General features: G+C 39.0%; 23 protein-coding genes. 9 read left to right on the forward strand and 14 right to left on the reverse strand.

What is annotated here, in order from left to right; all coding sequences use genetic code 11:
- Positions 1-111: 111 nt before the first annotated feature.
- Entirely contained in the window at positions 112-552 is a 441-nt protein-coding gene (locus tag HMPREF3279_RS02105) for a YcgN family cysteine cluster protein (RefSeq protein WP_049369087.1), read from the reverse strand.
- Between the two features lie 66 nt (positions 553-618).
- On the reverse strand, positions 619-2,292 hold the full coding sequence (gene glnS / locus HMPREF3279_RS02110) for a glutamine--tRNA ligase (protein ID WP_070867921.1): 1,674 nt from the start codon (positions 2,290-2,292) through the stop codon (positions 619-621).
- Positions 2,293-2,513: 221 nt separating this feature from the next.
- Between glnS and HMPREF3279_RS02115 the strand changes: the two genes are divergently transcribed.
- From HMPREF3279_RS02115 to HMPREF3279_RS02130, 4 genes are all read left to right on the forward strand, one after another.
- Positions 2,514-3,698 carry an efflux RND transporter periplasmic adaptor subunit gene (locus tag HMPREF3279_RS02115; RefSeq protein WP_070867922.1) on the forward strand — a complete coding sequence of 395 codons (1,185 nt, stop codon included), beginning with the start codon at positions 2,514-2,516 and terminating at the stop codon, positions 3,696-3,698.
- 18 nt (positions 3,699-3,716) lie between these two features.
- Positions 3,717-5,648, forward strand: a complete 1,932-nt coding sequence (locus HMPREF3279_RS02120) for a MacB family efflux pump subunit (protein ID WP_070867923.1) — start codon at positions 3,717-3,719, stop codon at positions 5,646-5,648.
- 84 nt (positions 5,649-5,732) lie between these two features.
- Positions 5,733-7,100 (forward strand): toxin/drug exporter TdeA, encoded by a 1,368-nt coding sequence (locus HMPREF3279_RS02125; protein WP_070867924.1) that lies wholly within the window; start codon positions 5,733-5,735, stop codon positions 7,098-7,100.
- A gap of 53 nt (positions 7,101-7,153) precedes the next feature.
- The gene (locus HMPREF3279_RS02130; RefSeq protein ID WP_070867925.1) at positions 7,154-7,783 is read left to right on the forward strand and encodes a histidine phosphatase family protein; all 630 of its coding nucleotides are present in this window, start codon (positions 7,154-7,156) and stop codon (positions 7,781-7,783) included.
- A 73-nt stretch (positions 7,784-7,856) separates the two neighbouring features.
- Here HMPREF3279_RS02130 and apbC read toward each other — a convergent pair whose 3' ends face one another.
- Positions 7,857-8,969 carry an iron-sulfur cluster carrier protein ApbC gene (apbC, locus tag HMPREF3279_RS02135; RefSeq protein ID WP_070867926.1) on the reverse strand — a complete coding sequence of 371 codons (1,113 nt, stop codon included), beginning with the start codon at positions 8,967-8,969 and terminating at the stop codon, positions 7,857-7,859.
- A 161-nt stretch (positions 8,970-9,130) separates the two neighbouring features.
- Here apbC and metG point away from each other — a divergent pair, with 161 nt between their 5' ends.
- Together metG and tehB are read left to right on the forward strand one after the other, a co-directional pair.
- On the forward strand, positions 9,131-11,179 hold the full coding sequence (gene metG / locus HMPREF3279_RS02140; protein ID WP_070867927.1) for a methionine--tRNA ligase: 2,049 nt from the start codon (positions 9,131-9,133) through the stop codon (positions 11,177-11,179).
- Positions 11,180-11,283: 104 nt separating this feature from the next.
- Positions 11,284-12,144: an SAM-dependent methyltransferase TehB gene (gene tehB / locus HMPREF3279_RS02145; protein ID WP_070867928.1), complete on the forward strand. Its 861-nt coding sequence runs from the start codon at positions 11,284-11,286 to the stop codon at positions 12,142-12,144.
- A 50-nt stretch (positions 12,145-12,194) separates the two neighbouring features.
- On the opposite strand, the gene HMPREF3279_RS02150 is transcribed toward tehB, so the two are convergent.
- From HMPREF3279_RS02150 to HMPREF3279_RS02170, 5 genes are all read right to left on the reverse strand, one after another.
- The gene (locus tag HMPREF3279_RS02150) at positions 12,195-12,557 is read right to left on the reverse strand and encodes a hypothetical protein (protein WP_070867929.1); all 363 of its coding nucleotides are present in this window, start codon (positions 12,555-12,557) and stop codon (positions 12,195-12,197) included.
- A gap of 69 nt (positions 12,558-12,626) precedes the next feature.
- Positions 12,627-13,454: a 2,3,4,5-tetrahydropyridine-2,6-dicarboxylate N-succinyltransferase gene (gene dapD, locus HMPREF3279_RS02155; RefSeq protein ID WP_005695977.1), complete on the reverse strand. Its 828-nt coding sequence runs from the start codon at positions 13,452-13,454 to the stop codon at positions 12,627-12,629.
- 151 nt (positions 13,455-13,605) lie between these two features.
- Positions 13,606-14,070 carry an outer membrane lipoprotein gene (locus HMPREF3279_RS02160; protein WP_049365852.1) on the reverse strand — a complete coding sequence of 155 codons (465 nt, stop codon included), beginning with the start codon at positions 14,068-14,070 and terminating at the stop codon, positions 13,606-13,608.
- 23 nt (positions 14,071-14,093) lie between these two features.
- Complete coding sequence (locus tag HMPREF3279_RS02165; protein ID WP_005695975.1) at positions 14,094-14,393, reverse strand: hypothetical protein; 300 nt, start codon at positions 14,391-14,393, stop codon at positions 14,094-14,096.
- 4 nt (positions 14,394-14,397) lie between these two features.
- Positions 14,398-14,967: a VOC family protein gene (locus tag HMPREF3279_RS02170; RefSeq protein WP_070867930.1), complete on the reverse strand. Its 570-nt coding sequence runs from the start codon at positions 14,965-14,967 to the stop codon at positions 14,398-14,400.
- A gap of 88 nt (positions 14,968-15,055) precedes the next feature.
- On the opposite strand from HMPREF3279_RS02170, the gene argS reads away from it, so the two are divergent.
- Entirely contained in the window at positions 15,056-16,789 is a 1,734-nt protein-coding gene (argS, locus tag HMPREF3279_RS02175) for an arginine--tRNA ligase (RefSeq protein ID WP_070867931.1), read from the forward strand.
- A 34-nt stretch (positions 16,790-16,823) separates the two neighbouring features.
- On the opposite strand, the gene smrB is transcribed toward argS, so the two are convergent.
- Positions 16,824-17,333 carry an endonuclease SmrB gene (gene smrB, locus HMPREF3279_RS02180; protein WP_049369061.1) on the reverse strand — a complete coding sequence of 170 codons (510 nt, stop codon included), beginning with the start codon at positions 17,331-17,333 and terminating at the stop codon, positions 16,824-16,826.
- Between the two features lie 84 nt (positions 17,334-17,417).
- Here smrB and prmB point away from each other — a divergent pair, with 84 nt between their 5' ends.
- Both prmB and HMPREF3279_RS02190 read left to right on the forward strand, forming a co-directional pair.
- Entirely contained in the window at positions 17,418-18,362 is a 945-nt protein-coding gene (gene prmB, locus HMPREF3279_RS02185) for a 50S ribosomal protein L3 N(5)-glutamine methyltransferase (RefSeq protein ID WP_070867932.1), read from the forward strand.
- 97 nt (positions 18,363-18,459) lie between these two features.
- The gene (locus HMPREF3279_RS02190; RefSeq protein ID WP_070868134.1) at positions 18,460-19,524 is read left to right on the forward strand and encodes an MFS transporter; all 1,065 of its coding nucleotides are present in this window, start codon (positions 18,460-18,462) and stop codon (positions 19,522-19,524) included.
- Positions 19,525-19,579: 55 nt separating this feature from the next.
- On the opposite strand, the gene cysB is transcribed toward HMPREF3279_RS02190, so the two are convergent.
- The 5 genes from cysB to sucC all read right to left on the reverse strand — a co-directional run bounded on the left by cysB (position 19,580) and on the right by sucC (position 24,398).
- On the reverse strand, positions 19,580-20,551 hold the full coding sequence (cysB, locus tag HMPREF3279_RS02195) for an HTH-type transcriptional regulator CysB (RefSeq protein ID WP_014065284.1): 972 nt from the start codon (positions 20,549-20,551) through the stop codon (positions 19,580-19,582).
- Between the two features lie 12 nt (positions 20,552-20,563).
- Entirely contained in the window at positions 20,564-21,574 is a 1,011-nt protein-coding gene (gene rluB / locus HMPREF3279_RS02200; RefSeq protein WP_014065283.1) for a 23S rRNA pseudouridine(2605) synthase RluB, read from the reverse strand.
- Between the two features lie 40 nt (positions 21,575-21,614).
- Positions 21,615-22,238 (reverse strand): L-threonylcarbamoyladenylate synthase, encoded by a 624-nt coding sequence (locus HMPREF3279_RS02205; RefSeq protein ID WP_070867933.1) that lies wholly within the window; start codon positions 22,236-22,238, stop codon positions 21,615-21,617.
- A gap of 121 nt (positions 22,239-22,359) precedes the next feature.
- Positions 22,360-23,229 carry a succinate--CoA ligase subunit alpha gene (gene sucD / locus HMPREF3279_RS02210; protein WP_070775405.1) on the reverse strand — a complete coding sequence of 290 codons (870 nt, stop codon included), beginning with the start codon at positions 23,227-23,229 and terminating at the stop codon, positions 22,360-22,362.
- 2 nt (positions 23,230-23,231) lie between these two features.
- Complete coding sequence (gene sucC / locus HMPREF3279_RS02215) at positions 23,232-24,398, reverse strand: ADP-forming succinate--CoA ligase subunit beta (RefSeq protein ID WP_070775406.1); 1,167 nt, start codon at positions 24,396-24,398, stop codon at positions 23,232-23,234.
- Positions 24,399-24,489 lie beyond the last annotated feature (91 nt).

A 24,489-nucleotide genomic window follows, 5' to 3' on the forward strand; every position in this document is an offset into this window, starting at 1 on the left:
ACTTAATGAGTATTATAAGTAAGCACAATTGAAATACAATTGCCAATCTCGCAAATTGTGACCTAAATCAAAAAACAAAGTTTAAAGAGAATAAAAACAACGAAATTTAAATTATTCAGTTTCAATGACAAATTCAAACCAATCAATGACATCTTCTTCATGTACGCCATCTTGAATTAAAACACCTGCATTTTTCACTGAATTAGGATCACCGCTGATTAAGGGATGCCATTCGGGTAAAGGTTTTCCCTCATACAATAAGCGATAAGCACAGGTATTCGGCAACCATCCAAAATCAGGTAAGTTCTTTTTGGTTAATTTGGTACAATCACTTTCGATTTTAAAACGCTCAGGATAATTACGACACTTCCCTGTTTCCACATCTAAGAGATTGCAAGCAATTCGCGTATAGTAGAGTTTTTCACGCTTACCCCGCCCTTGGATATATTTGCGATAGCAGCATTTACCACAACCATCACATAATGCTTCCCATTCGGATTCCGTCATTTCAAGGAGCGATTTTTTTTGCCAAAAATGAGATTCAAATTGCATAGTGAAACCAATAAAAAAGTGCGGTCAAAATTTACGTGATTTTTGACCGCACTTTGTTGTTTAGAATTAGAAGCCTTCTTTTAAGCTTACGGTTAAGTTAAACACTAAGTGCTCTGGACGGCTGTCTTTATTATCCGCACAGAAATAACCTTCGCGTTCAAATTGATAACCTTTTTCAGGTTCTGCATTTGCAAGGCTTTGTTCTACAAAACCGTGTTTCACCACTAAAGAGGTTGGATTTAATACGCTTTCGATTTCTTCTGCTGCACCAGGGTTTGGTACGGTGAAAAGACGCTCGTATAAACGGAACTCTGCTGGGTGATTATGTACTGCAGATACCCAGTGGATTACCCCTTTCACTTTACGGCCATCAGCCGGATTTTTACCTAAAGTTTCAGGATCGTAAGTACAGAAAATTGTGGTAATTTCACCATTCGCATCTTTTTCGACACGTTCAGCTTTGATCACGTAGGCGTTGCGCAAACGCACTTCTTTACCTAATACTAAGCGTTTATATTGTTTATTCGCTTCTTCACGGAAGTCTGCACGATCAATGTAAAGCTCTTTCGTAAACGGTAATTGACGCTCACCTAATTCTGGACGATTTGGGTGATTTGGCGCCGTTAAGGTTTCTTCGCCTTCAAAGTTTTCAATCACAACACGAACAGGATCAATCACCGCCATTGCGCGTGGTGCGTTTTCATTTAAATCTTCACGAATACACGCTTCAAGTGCAGAATACTCTACGACGTTATCTTGTTTAGTCACACCGATACGACGACAGAATTCACGTAATGAAGCCGGGGTATAACCACGACGACGTAAACCTGAAATCGTTGGCATACGCGGGTCATTCCAACCATCCACAATACCGTCGTTTACTAATTTCAATAACTTACGTTTAGACGTTAACGTGCCTTCTAAATTTAAACGAGAGAATTCATATTGATGCGGTAATGGACGTTCAATACTAATATTGTCCAACACCCAGTCATATAAACGACGGTTGTCTTGGAATTCTAATGTACATAGAGAGTGTGTAATACGCTCAATCGCATCAGAGATACAGTGAGTAAAATCGTACATTGGGTAAATGCACCATTTATCACCAGTTTGGTGATGGCTCGCAAATTTAATACGATAAAGCACAGGATCGCGCATGACCATAAATGGCGATGCCATGTCGATTTTCGCACGAAGACTTAATGTACCTTCCGCAAACTCACCGTTCTTCATTTTTTCGAATAACGCTAAGTTTTCTTCGACACTACGATCACGATATGGGCTGTTTTTACCTGGCTCAGTTAATGTACCGCGATATTCACGCATTTCATCTGGAGAAAGTTCATCCACATACGCTAAACCTTTTTCGATTAACTCAATCGCATAACCATAAAGTGCATCGAAGTAATCAGACGCATAACGCGGCTCGCCTTCCCATTTAAAGCCTAACCATTCCACATCGGCTTTAATGGAATCCACATATTCCACGTCTTCTTTCACCGGATTGGTATCGTCAAAACGTAGGTTACATAAACCGTTATATTCTTTTGCTAAGCCAAAGTTTAAGCAAATCGATTTGGCGTGGCCAATATGCAAATAGCCGTTTGGCTCAGGCGGGAAACGAGTATGAACACTTTTGTGTTTACCCGAAGCTAAATCTTCATCAATAATTTGAGTAATGAAATTGTGTGTGCGGGTATTTTCCGCATTTTCTAGAGTGTGTTCTGTATTGCTCATAAATTTCTCAATAAATTGAAAATAATTTCCCCATTCTATACGAAAAGTCTGGCGTTGTGAATTTGATCCCAAAACTAACCGCACTTTCATTAAATTAATACTGAATTTTTGAGGATTTTTAGGTCTAACTTGAAGATTTTTCGTGCAAACTGAAAAGTTTACCTTTAGAATACCCCTTTACTGAACAAACGTTCATTTTTATTTAGGATAACAAAGTCTTTATGAAAAAACGCTTTTTTATTTTACTTGGATTAGCCGTTGCTGCTGGCGCAGCTTATTATTTTTTCTCAAGCAATAGCAAACAAGAAACGACTTATCTGACGGAATCCGTTACACGTGGCAATGTGGAAAAAACCGTTGTCGCTTCTGGTTCAGTTGAAAGCGTGAATGAAGTTGATGTTGGTGCCCAAGTTTCGGGTAAAATCACCAAACTCTATGTCAAATTAGGGCAAGAAATCAAAAAAGGCGAAATGATCGCGGATATTGATTCTACAACCCAAATTAATACCTTAAATACCAAAAAGGCCGCATTAGTCAGCTATCAAGCTCAATTAAAAGCGAAGAAAACCGCTTATGATGTTGCTCTTTCAAGTTATAACCGCTTATCAAAACTTTATACACAAAAAGCGACGTCTTTGGATAGTTTGAATAGTGCAAAAAGCACACTTGATAATGCGAAAGCCGAAATGGAAGCCATTGAAGCCAATATCAAACAAGCTGAAATTGAAGTGAATACCGCAGAAACCAATGTGGGCTACACCAAAATCACCGCACCAATGGACGGTACCGTTATTTCCGTGCCGGTTTCTGAAGGTCAAACCGTTAATGCCAACCAAACGACTCCAACAATTGTAACCATTGCCGATTTAAGCAAAATGAAAATTAAGCCTGAAATTTCAGAAGGCGATATTACCAAAGTTAAAGCGGGTCAAGAAGTCAGCTTTACTATTTTATCAGATAGTCAAACTGTATATCACTCCGTCATTGATTCTGTTGATCCAGCCAATACCACGACAAGCGATAGCTCTTCAACGTCATCTTCGACAAGTTCAAGCAGTAGTAGCTCCACAACCAGTGCGATTTACTATTACGCTAACGTATTAATTGATAACCCTAATCGTACTTTACGCATCGGAATGACGACAGAAAACAACATCAAAATTGCCAATGCCAAAGATGTGTTATTGGTTTCTAATATGGCCATTCAAAAACTTGATGGCAAAAGCTTTGTGAATGTATTGAATGACAAAAATCAACCTGAACAGCGTGAAGTTGAAACCGGTGTACAAAATGATTTCCAAACTGAAATCAAATCTGGTTTAAACGAAGGTGAAAAAGTTATCGTGTCACAAGTGGCCAATGGTGAAAAAGTAGGCTCTATGCCTCGTGGTCCAAGAATGTTCTAAAAGTGCGGTAGAAAATTAATGAATATTATTGAAATTAAGGATCTTAACCGTTACTTCGGTGAAGGCGAAAATCGTGTTCATATTTTAAAGAATGTTTCTTTAAATATTGAAAAAGGCGATTTTGTGGCGATTATTGGGCAATCTGGTTCGGGTAAATCGACCTTGATGAATATCATCGGATGTTTGGATACGGCAACCAGTGGTTCTTACAAAATCAATGGCAAAGAAACTATTGAATTAAGCAGAGATCAGCTTTCAGATTTACGTAGCCAAAAATTCGGCTTTATTTTCCAACGCTATAACTTATTATCAAGTTTAACTGCCGCTGAGAACGTCGCTTTGCCTGCAATTTATGCGGGAATATCACAAGAAAAACGTCTTTCTCGTGCGAAGCAACTTTTAGAAAAATTAGGCTTAGGTGATAAATGGCAAAATAAACCCAGCCAGCTTTCTGGTGGTCAGCAACAACGTGTGAGTATTGCCCGTGCGTTGATGAATGGCGGTGAAATTATCTTAGCCGATGAACCCACTGGCGCATTGGATTCACAAAGCGGTCAAAAGGTGATGGAAATTCTGCGTCAATTACACGCAGAAGGCCACACCATTATTATGGTAACCCACGATCGTGAAATTGCCGCCAGCGCGAATCGCGTGATTGAAATTAAAGACGGTGAAATCATTGGCGATACACAAAAAGAAGCAGTAAAAAGTGCGGTCAAAAATCCAACCAAATCTAAATCGCACTTTGGATTTAGCAAAGATCAATTTGTAGAAGCCTTTCGTATGTCGGTGAGTGCGATTATCGCCCACAAAATGCGTTCTCTTTTAACCATGCTCGGGATTATTATCGGGATTACCTCCGTGGTTTCCGTCGTGGCATTGGGAAATGGTTCACAACAGAAAATCTTAGCAAATATTAAAGGCATCGGTACAAGTACTATGACTATCTTTAATGGTACTGGTTTTGGCGATCGTCGTGCTGAACAGATGCAGAACCTTACAATTAATGATGCCACTGCTTTAAATCAACAAAGCTATGTACAAAGTGTCACGCCGAATAGCTCATCAAGTGGCACATTAATTTATGGTAACCAGACGTTCTCCTCGACCAGTTTAAAAGGTGTAGGTGAACAATATTTTGATGTCGATGGATTAAAACTAAAATCCGGTAATTTATTTTCGGCTCAAGATGTTGCTGATAACAACCAAGTAGCCTTAATCGATGAAAGTGCGAAAAAGTCGATTTTCCCGGATGAAAATCCTATCGGTAAAATCGTAATGTTTAACAAACGTCCATTACGTATTATTGGCGTGGTATCTGATAAACAAATGGGCGGGGCAAGCAGTTCACTTAATCTCTATGCCCCTTACACTACCGTGATGAATCGTATTTCGGGCAGCAAAAAAATTGGGTCGATTACGGTAAAAGTGGATGATTCTGTCAATACGACTGTCTCTGAAAAAGGAATTACTGAATTGCTCACTATGCGTCATGGTAAAAAAGATTTCTTCATCATGAATAGCGATACCATTAAACAAACCATTGAAAGTACCACTGGCACAATGAAATTGCTCATTTCCTCTATCGCCTTTATTTCATTAATCGTTGGTGGGATTGGGGTGATGAATATCATGTTGGTTTCCGTGACAGAGCGAACTAAAGAAATTGGTGTACGCATGGCTATTGGCGCGAGACAATTTAATATTCTGCAACAATTTTTAATTGAAGCCGTGCTGATTTGTTTAATTGGCGGCGTGACGGGGATTCTGCTTTCGGGCCTAATCGGTCTGTTATTTAACGTATTTATGACTGACTTTACGATGGCATTCTCTACCGGCTCAATTGTTGCGGCAGTGGTCTTCTCTACCCTTATTGGTGTGATCTTCGGCTATATGCCGGCAAAACGTGCAGCGCAATTAGATCCAATTACAGCTCTTGCTCGAGAATAAAGAAATTTTGTAAAACACAAAAGAGCGGTTAAAATTCTTACTAATTTTTAACCGCACTTTAATTTAAAAGAAAGGAAAAAATCCATGTTAAAAATGAAAAAATTAACCTTAGCAATCGCGATGGCAACTGCTCTAGCAGGTTGTGCCAATATCGGTGATTCTTATAAAGCGAGCCAGCAGGATTACCAAAATTATGCGGAAATCACCAAACAATTTAATGTAAAAGAAAACTGGTGGGCACTTTACAATGATTCACAATTAAATCGTGTGGTAGAACAAGCATTAGTTAACAACAAAGATTTAGCCAAAGCGTCTGTCGCCGTAAACCGTGCTTTATATAATGCAAACCTTGCAGGTGCGAATTTAATTCCTGCATTTAGCGGTTCAACCCAATCTTCTGCAAGTAAAAACGTGAAAACCGGTGGCAGCTCAGCAGTAAGCCATCAAGGTGCATTAAATGTGAGTTATACGTTAGATTTATGGCAACGCTTAGCGGATACTGCAGATGCCGCAGAATGGTCACACAAAGCAACGGCTGAAGATTTAGAAGCAACGAAACTTTCACTCATCAACTCTGTTGTGACAACGTATTATCAAATTGCTTATTTAAATGACGCTATCAGTACAACAGAGGAAACCATTAAATACTACAACGACATTAGCAGCATTATGCAACGTCGTTTATCACAAGGTGTCGCTGACAGTGCTAGTGTGGATCAATCACAACAAGCTGTATTAACCGCTCGTAACAACTTGATCAACTATCAAACACAACGCAAAACAGCGGAACAAACTTTACGTAACTTACTAAACTTAAAACCGGAAGAAGCATTAAATATCAACTTCCCACACATTCTTAATGTGAAAAATGTGGGTGTGAATTTAAATGTGCCTGTTTCTGTGATTGCGAATCGTCCTGATGTGAAAGGCTATCAATATCGCTTAAGCAGTGCATTCAAAAATGCAAAAGCAACTGAAAAAGGCTGGTTCCCAGAAGTCACTTTAGGTGGCAGCTTGACATCAAGTGGTACTAAAGTCGGTAACGCATTGGACAATCCTGTGGGTACAGGCTTAATCGGCATTAGCCTACCATTCCTCAACTGGAATACGGTGAAATGGAACGTGAAAATCTCTGAAGCCGATTATGAAACCGCACGTTTAAACTACGAGCAAAGTATTACTAAAGCTTTGAATGATGTAGATACCAACTACTTCGCCTATACACAAGCGCAAAGTGCCTTTGCTAACTTACAAAAAACACACAGCTATAACCAACGTATCACCAAATACTATCGTGATCGTTACAATGCTGGTGTATCTGAATTACGTGAATGGCTTGCTGCGGCAAACACAGAGAAAAGCTCTCAACTTTCTATCTTGAATGCGAAATACAACATCATTCAGGCAGAAAATGCCGTATATAGTTCAATGGCAGGTTATTACTCCCGTTAAAATCATGATTAAGGAAGTTTCGACTTCCTTAATCTTTTTTATGGACATGAAAAATGAAAAAACAACTAACTTTTTATTTCATTCGCCACGGTAAAACTGTTTGGAATACAGAAGGTTTAATGCAAGGTCATGGCGACTCCCCTTTAACTGAAGAAGGCATTAATGGCGCGAAAAAAACAGGTGTGGCACTTAATAATATTCCTTTTGTCGCGGCCTACTCTAGCGTATTAAAACGTACCATCGCAACCGCCTCTCACATTATCGGCGAACGTGATATTCCCCTTTTCCATCACCAAGGTTTAAACGAACAATATTTTGGTACCTGGGAAGGGCAACTTGTTGATACTTTAAGAGAACATCCCGAATTCCAGCAACTCATTAAAGATCCTGCTAATTACAAAGCTCAAGTAAATGGCGGAGAAACCTTTGAGCAATTAGGCAAACGTGCCATGAAAGCATTGCACGATATTATCAAGATTCACAATCAAGGTAATATTCTCATTGTGTCGCATGGCCATACCTTGCGTTTATTGCTTGCCTTATTAAACGGTGCAGCCTGGCAAAATCACCGCGATGAAGATAAATCAGTATCGCTCATTAACACCTCAATCAGTGTTGTACATTATGACGATGAGAACGGTTTTCGTGTTGAGAAAATAAATGATGCGGATCATTTAAAATAACTAAATTTCGCTAAAAAAATAACCGCACTTTGGATAACCTAAAGTGCGGTTAATTTTTATAGTGTTTTTGTGATTATTTCACTTCGCGGAATAAAATCTCGCCCGGAATCACAGAACCTTGCCAGTAAAGCTCAGTTGATACTTTCTCCGCTAAATCTAAGAAAGATTTCGCAATTTCACTATCTGGTGCTGCAACCACAGTTGGCTTACCCGCATCCAAATCTTGACGAACTTGGATATTCAACGGTAACTGGCCTAATACTTTCACATTGTATTTTTGTGCCATTTTTTCTGCACCACCGGTACCGAAGATCGCTTCATGGTGTCCGCAATTGCTACAAATATGCATAGACATATTTTCCACAATTCCCAATACTGGTACAGATACACGTTCAAACATCGATACGCCTTTCACCGCATCTAATAACGCAATATCTTGTGGTGTTGTAACCACTACCGCACCCGTTACAGGGATCTGTTGTGAAAGGGTCAATTGGATATCACCTGTACCCGGTGGCATATCGATCACTAAGTAATCTAAGCTATCCCATAAGGTTTCATTTAAAAGCTGACTTAATGCACTACTTGCCATTGGACCACGCCAAATGGTTGCATTATCTTCATCCATTAAGAAACCGATTGAGTTTGCAGATAAACCATATGCTTTAATTGGGGTGATATGTTGATTATCTGGTGAAGTTGGGCGTTGATGCGGTGCACCTAACATATGCGGAATAGATGGACCGTAAATATCCGCATCTAAGATCCCTACGCGAGCACCTTGAGCTTGTAAAGCTAGCGCAAGATTCACCGAAACGGATGATTTTCCTACCCCACCTTTACCTGAAGTCACCGCAATGATGTTCTTCACACCTTTAACAGCAGGTTGATTATTTGCACGTTTTAAGGTTGCGATTTGATAATTCACCACCCATTTGATTTCTTTGCTATCTGTTGCTTTTAATAACGCATCAGAAAGTTGCTGTTTCACTTGCTCCACGCCAGTGTTCCATGCAAAAGGCAATTGTAATTCAATACGTAATACGTCACCGCCTTTTTCAACTTTCTTCAATGTCTTTAATTCGATTAAGTCTTTTTGTAAGGTTGGGTGTTGAAATTGTTGGAAAAGTTGCAGAACCTGAGATTGTTGTTCTGCCGTTAAATTTTCAGAAAAAGCAGTTGCCATAATATTCCTTTAATAGTAGTAGGTAGTAGAGTAAATTTGTCAGGGATATTCTACCCCTTTTACACCTCAAATGTTAAGCTAAAAGTATAACTAAACTAGAAAAAATCACACTAATCAGGTAACATACTCGCAATTTTTGCAAAAAGAATAAGAGAAAAATAATGACAACTCAACCTCGTAAAATTTTAGTCACTTGTGCATTACCTTATGCAAATGGCGCCATTCATTTAGGCCATATGTTAGAACACATTCAAGCGGATATTTGGGTGCGTTTCCAACGTATGCGTGGCAATAAAATTCATTTTGTCTGTGCTGATGACGCGCACGGCACACCAATCATGCTTAATGCTGATAAATTAGGCATTACACCAGAAGAATTAATCGCAAAAGCAAAAGCTGATCACGTACGTGATTTTGCGGGCTTTAATATCAGTTTTGATAACTATCACTCTACTCACAGTGAAGAAAATAAACAAATCACCGCTGATATTTACAATAAATTAAAAGCTAAAGGCTTCATTAAAACGAAAGTGATTTCTCAGTTATTCGATCCTGAAAAGAACATGTTCTTACCGGATCGTTTCGTCAAAGGGACTTGTCCAAAATGTAAAGCTGAAGATCAATATGGTGATAACTGCGAAGTTTGTGCATCCACTTATAGCCCGATGGATTTAATTAATCCACGTTCTGCTGTATCAGGTGCAACACCAATCATTAAAGAATCTGAACACTTCTTCTTTGACTTACCTGCTTTTGAAGGGATGTTAAAAGAATGGACTCGCTCTGGCTCACTTCAACCGGAAATTGCAAACAAAATGCAAGAATGGTTTGAAAGTGGTTTGCAACAATGGGATATCTCTCGTGATGCCCCTTATTTTGGTTTTGAAATTCCAGGTGCAAAAGATAAATTCTTCTATGTTTGGCTAGATGCCCCAATCGGCTACATGGCTTCATTCAAAAATCTCTGCGATCGTGAAGGCATTGATTTTAATGAATTCTGGGGAGAAAACAGCGATGCAGAACTTTATCACTTTATCGGTAAAGATATCGTATATTTCCACAGTCTATTCTGGCCGGCTATGTTAGAAGGTAGCGAATTCCGCAAACCAACCAATGTGTTTGCTCACGGTTATGTCACCGTAGATGGCGCAAAAATGTCAAAATCACGCGGTACATTTATCCAAGCCAGCACCTATTTAAATCACATTGACCCAGAATGTTTGCGTTACTACTACGCAGCGAAATTAAACGATCGCATCGAAGATCTTGATTTCAATTTGGAGGATTTCGTTCAACGAGTCAATACAGATATCGTGAATAAATTAGTCAATTTAGCTTCTCGCAATGCGGGCTTTATCACAAAACGTTTTGAAGGCAAATTAGCAGATAAATTAGAAGATGAAGCGCTTTTCAATGAATTCACTGCACAAGCTGAACAAATTGCTGCTTACTATGAAAGCCGTGAATACAACAAAGCCATTCGTGAAATCATGGCATTAACTGATAAAGCCAATAAATATATTGATGAAAAAGCCCCTTGGGTCATTGCAAAAGAAGAAGGTAAAGATAGTGAATTACAAGCAGTTTGCTCAATGGGTATCGAGCTTTTCCGTGTATTAATGTCTTACTTAAAACCGGTTCTTCCAAAGCTAGCTGAACGTGCAGAAGCGTTCTTACAAACAGAACTAACTTGGAATAATATTGCACAGCCTTTATTAGGTCATCAACTTACTCCATTTAAAGCCCTTTTCTCTCGTTTAGAGAAAAAACAAATCGATGCTGTTGTAGAAGAAACTAAAGCACTTTTCGCTGAAGCAAACAAAGCGACAGAAAAAACATCGGCAAAAGCGACCGCACTTTCAAATGTTGAACCTATTGCTGATACTATTACCATTGATGATTTTGCTAAAATTGATATGCGTGTAGCAAAAGTACTGAAATGCGAAGCTGTACCTGAATCAAACAAACTCTTACGTTTTGAATTAGATTTAGGTGACCATACTCGCCAAGTATTCTCTGGCATTAAAGCGGCTTACAACAAACCTGAAGAATTAGAAGGTCGTTTTGTTATTGTGGTAGCAAACCTGGCTCCTCGCAAAATGAAATTCGGTGTGTCAGAAGGAATGATTCTTTCTGCTGGTACTGGCGGAAGTGATTTATTCTTACTTTCAGCTGATAGCGGTGTGACTGCCGGTATGCAAGTAAAATAATTTAACATTTAGGCGACTTCGGTCGCCTTTTTTATTGCCAAATAGACTCAAATACCCTACCATATCAATCAGCTATTTATCATGTAAATTAAAAGGAATTCATTATGACGAACGAACTTATCTGCTATAAACAAATGCCGGTTTGGACAAAAGATAAACTACCTAAAATGTTCCAAGAAAAACACAATACAAAAGTGGGCACTTGGGGCAAACTTACGGTGTTGAAAGGTAAGCTTAAGTTTTATGAGCTAACTGAAGATGGTGATGTTATTGCTGAGCATATTTTCACGCCAGAAAGTAACATTCCGTTTGTCGAGCCACAAGCCTGGCATCGAGTTGAAGCACTTTCTGATGACTTAGAATGTACGCTTGGCTTCTATTGCAAAAAAGAAGATTACTTCAGCAAAAAATATAATATGACTGCAACGCATGGTGATGTGGTTGATGCTGCTAAAATTATTAAACCTTGTAAAGTGTTAGATTTAGGCTGCGGACAAGGTCGTAACTCCCTTTATTTAAGTTTAAAAGGTTATGATGTGACTTCTTGGGATCACAATGAAAACAGCATTGCCTTCTTAAACGAAACTAAAGATAAAGAAAACTTAAATATCAAAACTGCTGTTTATGATATTAACACCGCCAATATTCAAGAAAACTACGACTTTATTGTATCAACCGTGGTATTTATGTTCTTAAATCGTGAGCGAATTCCAGCTATTATTAAGAATATGCAAGAACACACCAACCAAGGTGGTTACAACTTAATTGTAGCAGCGATGTCTACACCTGAGGTGCCTTGTCCATTAGCATTCTCATTTACGTTCTCTGAAGGTGAATTAAAAGAATACTATAAAGATTGGGAATTCTTAGAATACAACGAAAATATGGGCGAATTACATAAAACCGATGAAAACGGCAATCGCATTAAATTAAAATTTGCGACAATGTTAGCAAGAAAAAAATAATTCGCTAATTTAGAAAAGAAAATGACCGCACTTTGTTAGATAAAGTACGGTCATTTTTTATAGTTTTCACAATCTCTAGATGGATAACGATAAACGAGGTTTATTTTAGTAGTTATAAAGAGATCTATCTCTTCTGCTCCCTTACAATACCTATCATTTTGAAAAATAAATCCAGCTTTTGCCAAGGTATCCTTAATTAGAGATATTTTCATATTTTCTTTAAAATTAATTATGATATAGGAAGAAATTTTAGTGTTATTGTCTATAGAATCTATGGATTGAGCAGCTTCTTTATTGAATACCGATAAAATATGATTTTGGTGCTTAAGAGCATCCCATCTTTTTTCTGATTGGCTTTTTATTCCCCAAATAGAAAAAAATATAAAAACAACAAAAATAAACTTTTTAATCATTATTATCTATGATAAATAAAACCGCACTAAGTTATTTTAAAGTGCGGTTTGTTTTCTATAAGATCTTAATTACTCTTCAATAGAGCGTAATAATTCGTTGATACCTACTTTACCTAAAGTTTTTGCATCAACTTTTTTCACGATCACTGCACAGTATAAGCTATATTTACCACATTTTGATGGAAGGCTACCTGAAACAACCACAGAACCAGCAGGAACGCGACCGTAGAACACTTCACCAGTTTCACGATCATAGATTTTAGTTGATTGACCAATGAATACGCCCATAGAGATCACACAACCATCTTCAACAATCACGCCTTCAACCACTTCAGAACGTGCACCGATAAAACAGTTATCGCCGATAATAGTTGGGTTTGCTTGTAATGGCTCTAATACACCACCGATGCCTACACCACCTGATAAGTGAACGTTTTTACCAATTTGCGCACATGAACCAACGGTTGCCCATGTATCAACCATGGTACCTTCACCCACATATGCACCAATATTTACATAAGATGGCATCAATACACAGTTTTTAGAAATGTATGCACCTTTACGTACGGTTGCAGAAGGTACAACACGGAAACCTTCTTGAGCAAAACGCTCTTCGGTATAGTCAGCAAATTTTAATGCTACTTTGTCATAGTATTTAGTTTCAGCGCCATCAATGATTTGGTTATCATTGATACGGAAAGATAATAATACCGCTTTTTTCAACCATTGATGAGTAACCCATTCGCCATCAATTTTTTCTGCAACACGGTATTTACCGCTATCTAATCCTTCGATCACTTCTTCGATTGCTGCACGAGTTTGTGCATCAACTGTTTTAGGGGTAATTTCCGCACGTTTTTCAAATGCAGCTTCAATAACTTGTTGTAAATTTGACATTTTGCTTCCTATTGTTGATGTGAAATAACGGTTGATAGTTTTATCATATTTTTGACTTTCAAGCAAAAAACAACCGCACTTTCTTTTGATTTAAAACATAAAAAAAAGCGAACCTTATTATGGCTCGCTTTTTTCTATTTTTTCGTTTAAGTTAGTTGATAACAGAAACATTTAATGATGAACCGCCAACGATTCTTACGCGACGACCTGCTTTAAAGCTAGGATCCGCTTTTTGAACCACAACGATCTCTTCTCTATTATCTTTTCTGATAACAAGCTCTGCACCATTAACTTGGCTCATTTTCTCTTCAGCTTTGCTACCAATAATCGCCCCACCAATTGCACCTACTGCAGTTGCAATTGCTTGTCCAGTGCCACCGCCAATTGTACTACCAGCGATACCACCTAAAGCACCACCACCAACTGTACCGATTACACCTGGATTATCCGCTTGGATTTTAACAGGACGAACAGAAACAATAGTACCATAGCTAATTGAACGCGCTTCTTTTGCTTGTCCAGCTTCATACACATCACCGCTAAAAATATCAGTGTTTGCACAACCGGTTAAGCCGATAGACATCATAAGTGCTAATGCTACTGTTACTTTTTTCATAAAACTAACCTTCTAAAAATAAATTAGATTGGGTTTCTTGGAGACCAAGTAGAAACGTTTTTCACGCCTTGACCGTTGTCAGATACTTTCACACAAGCACCAGTTACTAAAGTTGAATCGTATTTGTGAACGATAACTTCTGTTTCACCTTCTTGTTTGTATGAGCAGTCGTTTTTACGAACGGTTAATTTTACATCATCACCTTGGAATTCGGTGAAGATAACTTGACCTTTATAAGCGCTTTCATCTTTTTGTGATTGAGATGAACAAGCTGATAAACCTAAACTTAATAAGACAGTTAATGCTAAGGTAATTTTTTTCATTACACTAAACCTCGAGTATTTTCTTTATTGTATAAGGATGAACCTTTATGCAAACGTGATTTTCTGTTTTATCAACAAAACTCACTGCAATGGATGGATTGGGCAATTGCTCCCCTTCCACCTTAGGTTCGCTCACCTTCATGGTTAATTGAGTTAGTTCCTTCCATAAAAATGTATTGCAAATTCGATTAACCCAATCCTCAACAGATTCATGAGATAAAAACGGCATTACAATTTCAATATGTTCCCAAGTTTCTTGGGGATATTGTTTATTTTTAGGAAACGGTAATTCAATAACATCGACAGGCTGACCAATGAAATCAACTGGCTCATCTAATTCAATCAAATAGATAGGACGCCCATTGACGATATTATCGCTTAAAATTCTACCGCACTTTAATAACTCTGTCAGCCAATTTTTTGCTTTTTCTTCAGTATTTGCTCTTAAAGCTAAATGATCAATTTGATAATCCGCTAAATTCACTTTCATGACAGCAGCTAATTGCTGAATTTTTTCCTTAAATAAAGGCAACTCTTGATAAAGTGCGGTCGATTTTTCCATTAAATTTGACATTTTCTCCTGCTCTTACTTTGAGAAATCTATAAACAACGGTATCATAGCCGATTATTTTCATTATTCAATTTCAAGATTAGGAAAAACCGTGAATATTCAATCTATTTTATCCGATAAAATTAAACAAGCGATGATTGCTGCTGGCGCAGATGAACAATGTGATGCGCTTATTCGCCAATCAGGTAAACCACAATTTGGCGACTACCAAGCAAACGGCATCATGGCTGCTGCTAAAAAACTAGGTTTAAATCCACGTGAATTTGCACAAAAAGTATTAAATCATGCAGATCTTTCTGATGTCGCTGAAAAAACTGAAATTGCTGGTCCAGGTTTTATCAACATTTTCTTAAATCCAACTTGGCTAGCGAATAATGTTTCTGCCGCATTAAAAGATCAAAATCTTGGTGTCAGCGCAAATGAAAAACAAACTATCGTGATTGATTATTCTTCACCAAACGTTGCGAAAGAAATGCACGTAGGCCACTTACGTTCTACCATCATCGGTGATGCCGTTGTTCGTACCCTTGAATTTTTAGGTCACAACGTTATTCGTGCGAATCACGTGGGTGACTGGGGTACCCAATTCGGTATGCTCATTGCTTATCTTGAAAAAATGGAAAATGAACACGCAAGCGAAATGGAACTTCAAGATCTTGAAGCATTCTATCGCGAAGCGAAAAAACATTATGATGAAGATGAAGCTTTCGCTGAAAAAGCCCGTAACTATGTGGTGAAATTACAAGGTGGAGATGAATATTGCCGCACAATGTGGAAAAAATTAGTCGATATCACCATGCAACAAAACCAACGTAACTACGATCGTTTGAATGTCACATTGACTGAAAAAGATGTGATGGGTGAAAGTCTTTATAACCCGATGTTACCTGCTATCGTTGAAGATCTGAAAAAACAAGGTTTAGCGGTTGAAGATGAAGGTGCATTGGTTGTTTATCTTGATGAATTCAAGAATAAAGAAGGCGAGCCGATGGGCGTTATCGTTCAGAAGAAAGATGGAGGTTTCCTTTATACTACTACTGATATCGCAGCAGCGAAATATCGTTATGAAACCTTAAAAGCGGATCGTGCATTAGTGTTCTCTGATACTCGTCAAAGCCAACATATGCAACAAGCGTGGTTAATTACGCGTAAAGCCGGTTATGTACCAGACAGCTTCTCACTTGAACATAAAAACTTCGGTATGATGTTGGGTAAAGACGGTAAACCATTCAAAACTCGTACTGGTGGTACCGTAAAATTAGCAGATTTATTAGATGAAGCGATTGAGCGTGCAACTGTATTAATCAACGAGAAAAATACCAATTTATCTGATGAAGAAAAAACTGCGGTTATTGAAGCGGTGGGTATTGGCTCGGTGAAATATGCGGATCTTTCTAAAAACCGTACAACTGACTATGTGTTCGATTGGGATAATATGCTCAGCTTTGAGGGTAATACCGCGCCTTATATGCAATATGCTTATACGCGTATTCGTTCAATCTTCAATAAAGCAGACGTGAATCCAACCGCTCTTGCAGAAGCGAAAATTCAGCTTTCAGATGAAAAAGAACGTGCATTAGCGATCAAATTGCTTCAATTTGAGGAAGCGGTTCAAACGGTGGGCAAAGAAGGTACACCTCATGTACTCTGTGCTTATTTATATGAGTTGGCGGGTGTATTCTCTTCATTCTATGAACACTGTCCAATCTTAAATGCAGAAGATGAAAACGTAAAATTAAGCCGTTTAAAACTCGCTTCTCTTACAGAGAAAACCTTAAAACAAGGTTTAGCGTTATTAGGCATTAAGACAATCGAAAAAATGTAAAAAAAGTGCGGTCAATTTCGACCGCACTTTTTCTTTATACATCTACTAAAATGAGTATCGCCGCTTCTCCGCCCCATTCTTTTGGTGCTTGGTGTAACGCTCGGACTTTAGGGTGCTGAACTAACCAACGTGGAATTTGTTTTTTCAACGTAAAGGTTCCATAGCCCGTCATGATGCTCGCGCAATAAACATGCTCATCTTCACAAGCTAACAACAGTGCTGCCAATTCCATTTTGGCTTGCTCACGGGTTAAACCATGTAAATCCAAAAATAATTCGGGTGAAAAATCGCCACGACGAAGTTGTTTCAATAAATGACTATCTTCCCCTTCGCGTAAATATTTGATGACACCATCATGTTCATTTAGCAATGGTTCATACTCATCAGAAAAATAGAAAAGCGTATCTTCTTTTTCTCGAATATCACGTAAAGGGGATTTTTTCTGACCGCTCTTTTGACGCGGCGCTACAAAGGTATCTTGCTTAATAGGTTTGATCCCTTTGGTTTCTGCCCGAAAAAGATCGAAATCATCTGGTTCTGTCATTATTTTTCTCAATTTGTTATTTTGCTTAATGATAGCACATCTATTCTATGGTATAACTAGCCAAATTTTTTATTGAGGCACAAAATGGAAACCTTACACAATCAAGAGCTTGTTGCAACAATTTTAGAAGATAATGTGGCAAGTGAATTAACAACTATTCAAGATTTTTTACGCTGGACATACAGTACGTTCAACCGTTCTGATATTTACTACGGGCAAGGCCATGACAATGCGTGGGATGAAAGCCTGCAATTAGTCCTTGCTGGACTTCAATTACCACTCGATTTACCGCAAGATTTATTTGGTAGCAAACTTACTCATTCTGAAAAAGAGACTTTAGTACAATTAGTCTTAAGCCGTATTGAGCAACGTGTGCCAGTCGCTTATTTAACGAATAGTGCGTGGTTCTGCGGATTAGAATTTTATGTGGATGAGCGCATAATTATTCCTCGCTCGCCAATTAGTGCATTAATCCAAGATAAATTTGCGCCGCTTTTAAAATCTGAGCCAAAACGTATTTTAGATCTTTGTACAGGAAGTGGTTGTATCGCAATCGCGACGGCTGAAGCCTTTCCTGAAGCCGAAGTAGATGCCGTCGATCTTTCTGTGGATGCGTTAAATGTGGCGGAAATCAATATTGCGCGCCACCAATTAGAACACCGTGTTTTCCCGATTCAATCAGATTTATTCCAAAATCTCTTCGGTCAGCAATATGATTTAATCGTCACCAATCCGCCTTATGTGGATGAAGAAGACTTAGCGGATATGCCGGAAGAATTTCATTATGAACCTGAATTAGCCTTAGGTTCCGGTGTTGATGGTTTAGAAATTACAAAACAAATTTTAAAACAAGCACCGGATTATTTAACACCAAATGGCATGCTCGTTTGTGAAGTAGGCAACAGCATGGTAAGTCTCATTGAACAATATCCAGATGTGCCATTTGAATGGGTTGAACTAAAAAATGGCGGTCTAGGTGTATTTGCTATTAGTCGCGAAGATTTAGTGAAATATCACGATTCTTTTTAAACTAAAAGTGCGGTTAAAATCATCGTAAATTTTGACCGCACTTAACCAATTACTGGCGCGCGTTCTTAACGCGTGCTTTTCTTTTTTAAATAAAACAATGAATTTACAAAAACTTTTACTGACTCGTCGTTTCTTTTCTACCCTTGCATTCTTTTCCATGCAAACGGTATTTTTCATCTATTTACAAGGAAAAGGATTAAGCAACAGTGAAATTGCCTTTTCGCTCTCATTGCTTTTCTTCTGCAACCAAGCATTAGCGATTTTAGCCGGTATCTGGGGTGATCGTTTTGGATTGGCTAAAATGATGTTACTTGGATGCTTTTTAGATGTCATTGCCTATATTTTCTTTCTCTCTGCTGACAATTACATTCTACTTTTAATTGCCACCACCTGTTTTGGCCTAGGCAGCTGTTTGTTTGGTACCAATGCGAAAGCCTGCCTATTGGTGCTCGCGGGTGAAGAATACAAAGAGAAAACCCGATTACAGGGAAAATATTTGAAAGTCACTTCCATGTCGTCTATGTTTGCGCCTTTATTGGTGATTCCATTTATCAAATACAATCATATTGAATGGTTAATTTGGGTCTGCTTTGCAATGGAAGCAGTTCTCTTTGCCTTAATGGTAAAACCGTTTTATCAAATTCAAACCTTGCAAACCTTAGTGAAATTTCGCTTTGCCCAAATTAAAGAAATCATTACTAAAGAATTTTTATTGGTGCATTTGATGTTGTTTATTCCCCTTTCCATTGCAACCTCATTCTTTGTTATCTTCCCGTTCCTATTTGATAACAAATTAGGCATGCCGGAACACTCCCCCATTGCACTTTTTGTAAATGGTTTGTTGACTGTGTCATTACAAAGTTATTTTTCTCGAAAAATTAATTTAACGATTAAACAAACCCTATTGGTGGCGCCAATCTTGGCTGTTGGTATTATCCTGCCTTGGTTTATTACGTTGAAATATATTTCTTTGGTTTCTGCTTATATTTACTTAGTCATTTTCACAGTGATTGAAGTCTATGCTTTAACAGCAATGGCAAATTTATTAGTAAAATTTGATAATGGTACCAACCGAGGTTTTATCTTTGGCTCATCACGATTATTGCTTTCCATTGCGACAGTTATCGTCATGAATTTAGTGCCGCATTTATTTTTATTGTAAAAAAGAACGGTCAGAATTCGCATTAAATTCTGACCGCCCTTTTATTTTTGTTATTTTACTTCACATCTAATTCGACATTATCAAACAATTTCTTCACGGCATTGTTATCACGCAATCTCTCGGCTTTTTCCACCATTGGACGCGTTAAGTGCGGTGAGAAAAATTCGATAAAATCATACATATAGTTGCGTAAGAAAGTACTGTGTTTAAAGGCAATCTGCGTCATACTCGCACGGAACAAATGCCCGGCATCAATCGCCACTAAATCCGTATCAGCTGGCGTATGTGCCATAGATGCCATAATGCCCACGCCTAATCCTAAACGCACGTAGGTTTTTATCACGTCAGCATCCGTTGCAGTAAACACAATATTAGGCAAAATACCAGCTCGGTTAAAGGCATAATCTAAATCAGACACACCTGTAAAGCCAAAGGTATAAGTGACTAACGGATATTTGCCTAATTCTTCAACGGTAAGTTCTTTCACTTTTGCTAAAGGATGGTCTGGTTTAACAATCACCGAACGATTCCACAAATAGCAAGGCAGTTGAATCAAATCATCGAAAAGGTATGGTGCTTCTGTTGTGATCGCTAAATCCACTTCGCCAGAAATCAATGCATCGTGAATTTGAGTGGGTGAACCTTGATGAATATGCAAGCTCACATCTGGATATTGTTTAGAGAAACGTTCCACCACGGCTGGCAGCATATAACGCGCTTGTGTATTGGTTGTCGCAATGCGTAATACACCATGATTCGGACAGGTATACTCATTCGCAACCGATTTAATGCTTTGTGCTTTCACCAAAAGCTCACGGGCAATAGCTACAATCTTTTTACCCGCAGGCGTAATGGATTTAATATGCTTACCATTACGTTCAAAAATCTCTAAACCCAATTCATCTTCTAACAAGCGAACCTGTTTACTGATACCAGGTTGAGAGGTATAAAGTGCGTTAGCCGCTTCTGTCACGTTTAAATTTTGGTTTACAATCTCAACAATGTAGCGGAGTTGCTGCATTTTCATCGCGAATACCACCTATTTTTTATAGCGTTTACTTAACTCAGTATAACGTTTTACTGCTTTACGAATTTGACCTGATTTTGGTCGACGACGAGGTTTCGTCACATCCAATTTAGTTTCTGTTTCAGGTGGCAAGCCCACTAATTCACGTAAATAGTTGACGTTTTCCAGATCCATTTCTTCCCAACCACCTCGCGGTAAGCCTTTCATCAGCTTAATGTTGCCGTAACGAATACGAATTAGGCGGCTAACTTGAATGCCTTGTGATTCCCACAGACGGCGCACTTCACGGTTACGACCTTCCATTAAAGTCACATCGTACCATTGGTTAATCCCCACGCCACCTGCAAATTTGATTTCTTTGAAATTAGCAGGCCCATCTTCTAACTGCACGCCTTTACGCAAACGCGCTAACATAGCATCATCCACTTGACCAAATACACGAACGGAATATTCACGTTCAACTTCACGGCTTGGGTGCATTAAACGGTTAGCTAATTCACCATCTGTCGTGAAAAGTAATAAACCTGAAGTATTAATATCCAAACGACCTACCGCAATCCATCTTGCGCCATTTAGACGTGGTAAACGATCGAATACGGTCGGACGGCCTTCAGGATCACTACGCGTACAAAGTTCACCTTCTGGTTTGTAATACATTAACACACGACACACTTCTTTTTGTGCTTGTTGAAGGTTGATGATGCGACCATCAATACGCACTTTTACACCGGAATGTACATCGATACGATCGCCAAGGGTCGCCATTTTGCCATCAACACTTACACGATTTTCAGCAATCATCGCTTCAATTTCACGACGAGAGCCTTGCCCTGCACGCGCAAGCACTTTCTGTAATTTTTCACCTTCTACAGTAGATTGACGAGATGGTTTAGCTACCTTAGCTTTAGGGGTTGATTTGATGTCAGAATTGACCGCACTTTTACGATCTTTACGATCAAAGTGCGGTTGTTTTCCCGCTTGTTTTTCACGTTCTTGTCTGACTGGTTTTTGAATAGGTTTCATCTGTTTTTCCTTTGTCGCTTTCCCAAGCGTCTAAAATAAGTTAAATGAAAGGAGCGGTACTACCACTTCCTTCACGTAAAATCACTGGTGATTCTTCCGTTAAATCCACCACTGTTGTTGGCTCTTGACCTAAATAGCCACCATGAATAATTAAATCCACTTGACGTTCTAAGCATTCACGAATCTCTTCGGGATCGGAATAAGTCATATGTTCATTATCAGGCAACATCAGTGAGCAAGATAAAATCGGTTCACCTAATGCCTTCAATAAATCTAAGGCTATTTGATTATCTGGTACACGCAAGCCAATCGTTTTGCGTTTTGACGTCATTAATCGACGAGGAAGCTCTTTCGTTGCTGTCAAAATAAAGGTATAACGCCCCGGTGTATTATTTTTAATTAAGCGATAAGCCACATTACTGACCGTTGCATAGGTTGAAAGCTCGGATAAATCGCTACATACCAACGTAAAATTATGCCCTTCTGGCAATTTACGAATTGCCACAATACGATCCATCGCATGTTTATCGCCTATCATACAACCCAAGGCATAGCCCGAATCTGTCGGATACACAATGACGCCACCTTGACGCAAAATTTCTACCGCTTGATTAATCAAACGTGCTTGCGGATTTTCAGGGTGGATATAGAAAAATTGGCTCATAATTTTGTCCTTAAAAAACTGACGAGATTATACACCGATTTAGATGTAGTTATAAGGATTTGTTATAAAAAACGACCGCACTTTGAAAACTCATCCAAAGTGCGGTCTATTTTTTTAGTTTTTATTTCAACAATTCACGGAGAGCTGAACCGATTTCAGCGAGACTTCTCACGGTCTTCACACCCGCCGCTTCAAGTGCGGCAATTTTATCTGCCGCTGTTCCTTTTCCACCGCTGATAATCGCTCCTGCATGTCCCATACGCTTGCCTTTTGGCGCCGTTACACCTGCGATATAAGCCACCACAGGTTTTGTCACATGAGATTTAATGAACGCTGCCGCCTCTTCTTCTGCAGAGCCACCGATTTCACCAATCATCACGATGGCTTCAGTTTCAGAATCTTCTTGGAATCGTTTAAGAATATCAATGAAGTTAGATCCTGGAATAGGATCGCCGCCGATCCCTACGCAAGTGGATTGACCGAAACCTTCATCTGTTGTTTGTTTTACCGCTTCATAGGTCAAGGTGCCTGAACGAGAAACAATGCCTACTCTGCCTTTTTTATGGATATTGCCCGGCATAATACCAATCTTACATTCATCCGGTGTAATCACGCCTGGACAATTTGGGCCGATCATCACGACACCCGTTTCATTTAATTTTTGTTTTACCAACAACATATCCAATGTCGGAATGCCTTCTGTAATACAGACTACCAACTGAATACCTGCATCAATGGCTTCTAAAATGGCATCCTTACAAAATGGTGCGGGCACATAAATCATCGTTGCCGTAGCCCCTGTAGCTTGCACCGCTTCACGCACTGTATTAAATACCGGCAAACCTAAGTGAGTTGTTCCGCCTTTATTCGGTGAAACGCCACCCACTAACTTTGTGCCATAAGCCAATGCCTGTTCGCTGTGAAATGTCCCTTGCGCACCAGTGAAACCTTGGCAAATTACTTTTGTCTCTTTATTAATTAAAATCGCCATGATTATTCTCCTTTTGCCGCTTTCACTGCCGCTTGTGCTGCTGCTTGTAAACTATGTGCTGCAATTAAATTCACACCACTTTCGGCTAAAATTGCTCTACCTTGTGGGGCATTGGTTCCTTCTAATCGAACCACAACAGGCACTTTTACACCGACTTCTTGAATCGCCGCCACGACACCTTCAGCAATAAGATCACAGCGTACAATTCCACCAAAAATATTCACTAATACAGATTTCACATTTTTATCTGTAAGAATAATCTTAAAGGCTTCAGCCACACGTTCTTTCGTTGCACCGCCACCAACATCAAGGAAGTTTGCAGGGGTACCGCCATATAATTTCACAATATCCATTGTGCCCATAGCAAGTCCTGCGCCATTGACCATACAGCCAATATCACCTTCCAAAGCAACATAGTTAAGTTGATATTTTTCTGCTTCGGCTTCACGTGCATCACTTTGACTTAAATCGCGTAAGGCTAATAAATCAGGATGTCGATAAAGTGAGTTATCATCAATGCCTACTTTCGCATCTACGCAAATTAAATTGCCTTCTTTTGTCACCACAAGCGGATTCACTTCAACTAGAGAAAAATCTTTTTCGATAAAAAGTTGAGCGAGTTTTACAAAAATCTCGGCAAATTGTTTATTTTGTTCGCCGCTTAAACCAAGTTTAAAGGCTAATTCACGGCCTTGATATGGCATTCCCCCCACGAGAGGATCAATGGTCACTTTATGAATTAATTCAGGCGTTTCTCTTGCTACATCCTCTATGCTCATCCCCCCTGCTGAAGAAGCCATAAAAATCACTTTCTGCGAAGCACGATCAATCACTGCACCAAGGTAAAGTTCTTTCTCAATCTGGCAGGTTTCTTCAATATAAATGCTATTAACGGGTTGGCCTTTTTTATCAGTTTGGAAGGTGACTAAATGCTGGCCAAGCCATTTATCTGCAAAAGCACGCGCTTCTTCTGCATTATGCACGAGCTTCACACCACCAGCTTTTCCACGTCCACCTGCGTGAACTTGACATTTCGCTATCCAAACATCACCATTCAGCTGAAAGAGTGCCATTTCAGCTTCATCTGCCGTTTGGCACACGACACCTTCACTCACAGGCAGAGCATATTGCTTAAAAAGCTGCTTAGCTTGGTACTCATGTAAATTCATATTTCCTTCCTATTTTTGATGTTGTTTAGCGAAACAAACAAAAATTTGACCGCACTTTGTTTTATTTTAAATTCTGGGCTTGCCCTTTCTA

It is taken from the genome of Haemophilus sp. HMSC71H05 (genome assembly GCF_001838635.1).
GTDB lineage: Bacteria > Pseudomonadota > Gammaproteobacteria > Enterobacterales > Pasteurellaceae > Haemophilus_D > Haemophilus_D parainfluenzae_R.

Coding starts and splice junctions, on each gene's coding strand:
- sucC (WP_070775406.1), bottom strand. CDS start 24,398: ATGAATTTACATGAGTACCAAGCTAAGCAGCTTTTTAAGCAATATGCT.
- HMPREF3279_RS02190 (WP_070868134.1), top strand. CDS start 18,460: ATGAATTTACAAAAACTTTTACTGACTCGTCGTTTCTTTTCTACCCTT.
- tehB (WP_070867928.1), top strand. CDS start 11,284: ATGACGAACGAACTTATCTGCTATAAACAAATGCCGGTTTGGACAAAA.
- HMPREF3279_RS02165 (WP_005695975.1), bottom strand. CDS start 14,393: ATGAAAAAAATTACCTTAGCATTAACTGTCTTATTAAGTTTAGGTTTA.
- HMPREF3279_RS02205 (WP_070867933.1), bottom strand. CDS start 22,238: ATGAGCCAATTTTTCTATATCCACCCTGAAAATCCGCAAGCACGTTTG.
- apbC (WP_070867926.1), bottom strand. CDS start 8,969: ATGGCAACTGCTTTTTCTGAAAATTTAACGGCAGAACAACAATCTCAG.
- HMPREF3279_RS02150 (WP_070867929.1), bottom strand. CDS start 12,557: ATGATTAAAAAGTTTATTTTTGTTGTTTTTATATTTTTTTCTATTTGG.
- HMPREF3279_RS02120 (WP_070867923.1), top strand. CDS start 3,717: ATGAATATTATTGAAATTAAGGATCTTAACCGTTACTTCGGTGAAGGC.
- glnS (WP_070867921.1), bottom strand. CDS start 2,292: ATGAGCAATACAGAACACACTCTAGAAAATGCGGAAAATACCCGCACA.
- HMPREF3279_RS02170 (WP_070867930.1), bottom strand. CDS start 14,967: ATGTCAAATTTAATGGAAAAATCGACCGCACTTTATCAAGAGTTGCCT.
- metG (WP_070867927.1), top strand. CDS start 9,131: ATGACAACTCAACCTCGTAAAATTTTAGTCACTTGTGCATTACCTTAT.
- rluB (WP_014065283.1), bottom strand. CDS start 21,574: ATGAAACCTATTCAAAAACCAGTCAGACAAGAACGTGAAAAACAAGCG.
- HMPREF3279_RS02125 (WP_070867924.1), top strand. CDS start 5,733: ATGTTAAAAATGAAAAAATTAACCTTAGCAATCGCGATGGCAACTGCT.
- dapD (WP_005695977.1), bottom strand. CDS start 13,454: ATGTCAAATTTACAACAAGTTATTGAAGCTGCATTTGAAAAACGTGCG.
- prmB (WP_070867932.1), top strand. CDS start 17,418: ATGGAAACCTTACACAATCAAGAGCTTGTTGCAACAATTTTAGAAGAT.
- smrB (WP_049369061.1), bottom strand. CDS start 17,333: ATGACAGAACCAGATGATTTCGATCTTTTTCGGGCAGAAACCAAAGGG.
- cysB (WP_014065284.1), bottom strand. CDS start 20,551: ATGAAAATGCAGCAACTCCGCTACATTGTTGAGATTGTAAACCAAAAT.
- HMPREF3279_RS02105 (WP_049369087.1), bottom strand. CDS start 552: ATGCAATTTGAATCTCATTTTTGGCAAAAAAAATCGCTCCTTGAAATG.
- HMPREF3279_RS02160 (WP_049365852.1), bottom strand. CDS start 14,070: ATGAAAAAAGTAACAGTAGCATTAGCACTTATGATGTCTATCGGCTTA.
- HMPREF3279_RS02115 (WP_070867922.1), top strand. CDS start 2,514: ATGAAAAAACGCTTTTTTATTTTACTTGGATTAGCCGTTGCTGCTGGC.
- sucD (WP_070775405.1), bottom strand. CDS start 23,229: ATGGCGATTTTAATTAATAAAGAGACAAAAGTAATTTGCCAAGGTTTC.
- HMPREF3279_RS02130 (WP_070867925.1), top strand. CDS start 7,154: ATGAAAAAACAACTAACTTTTTATTTCATTCGCCACGGTAAAACTGTT.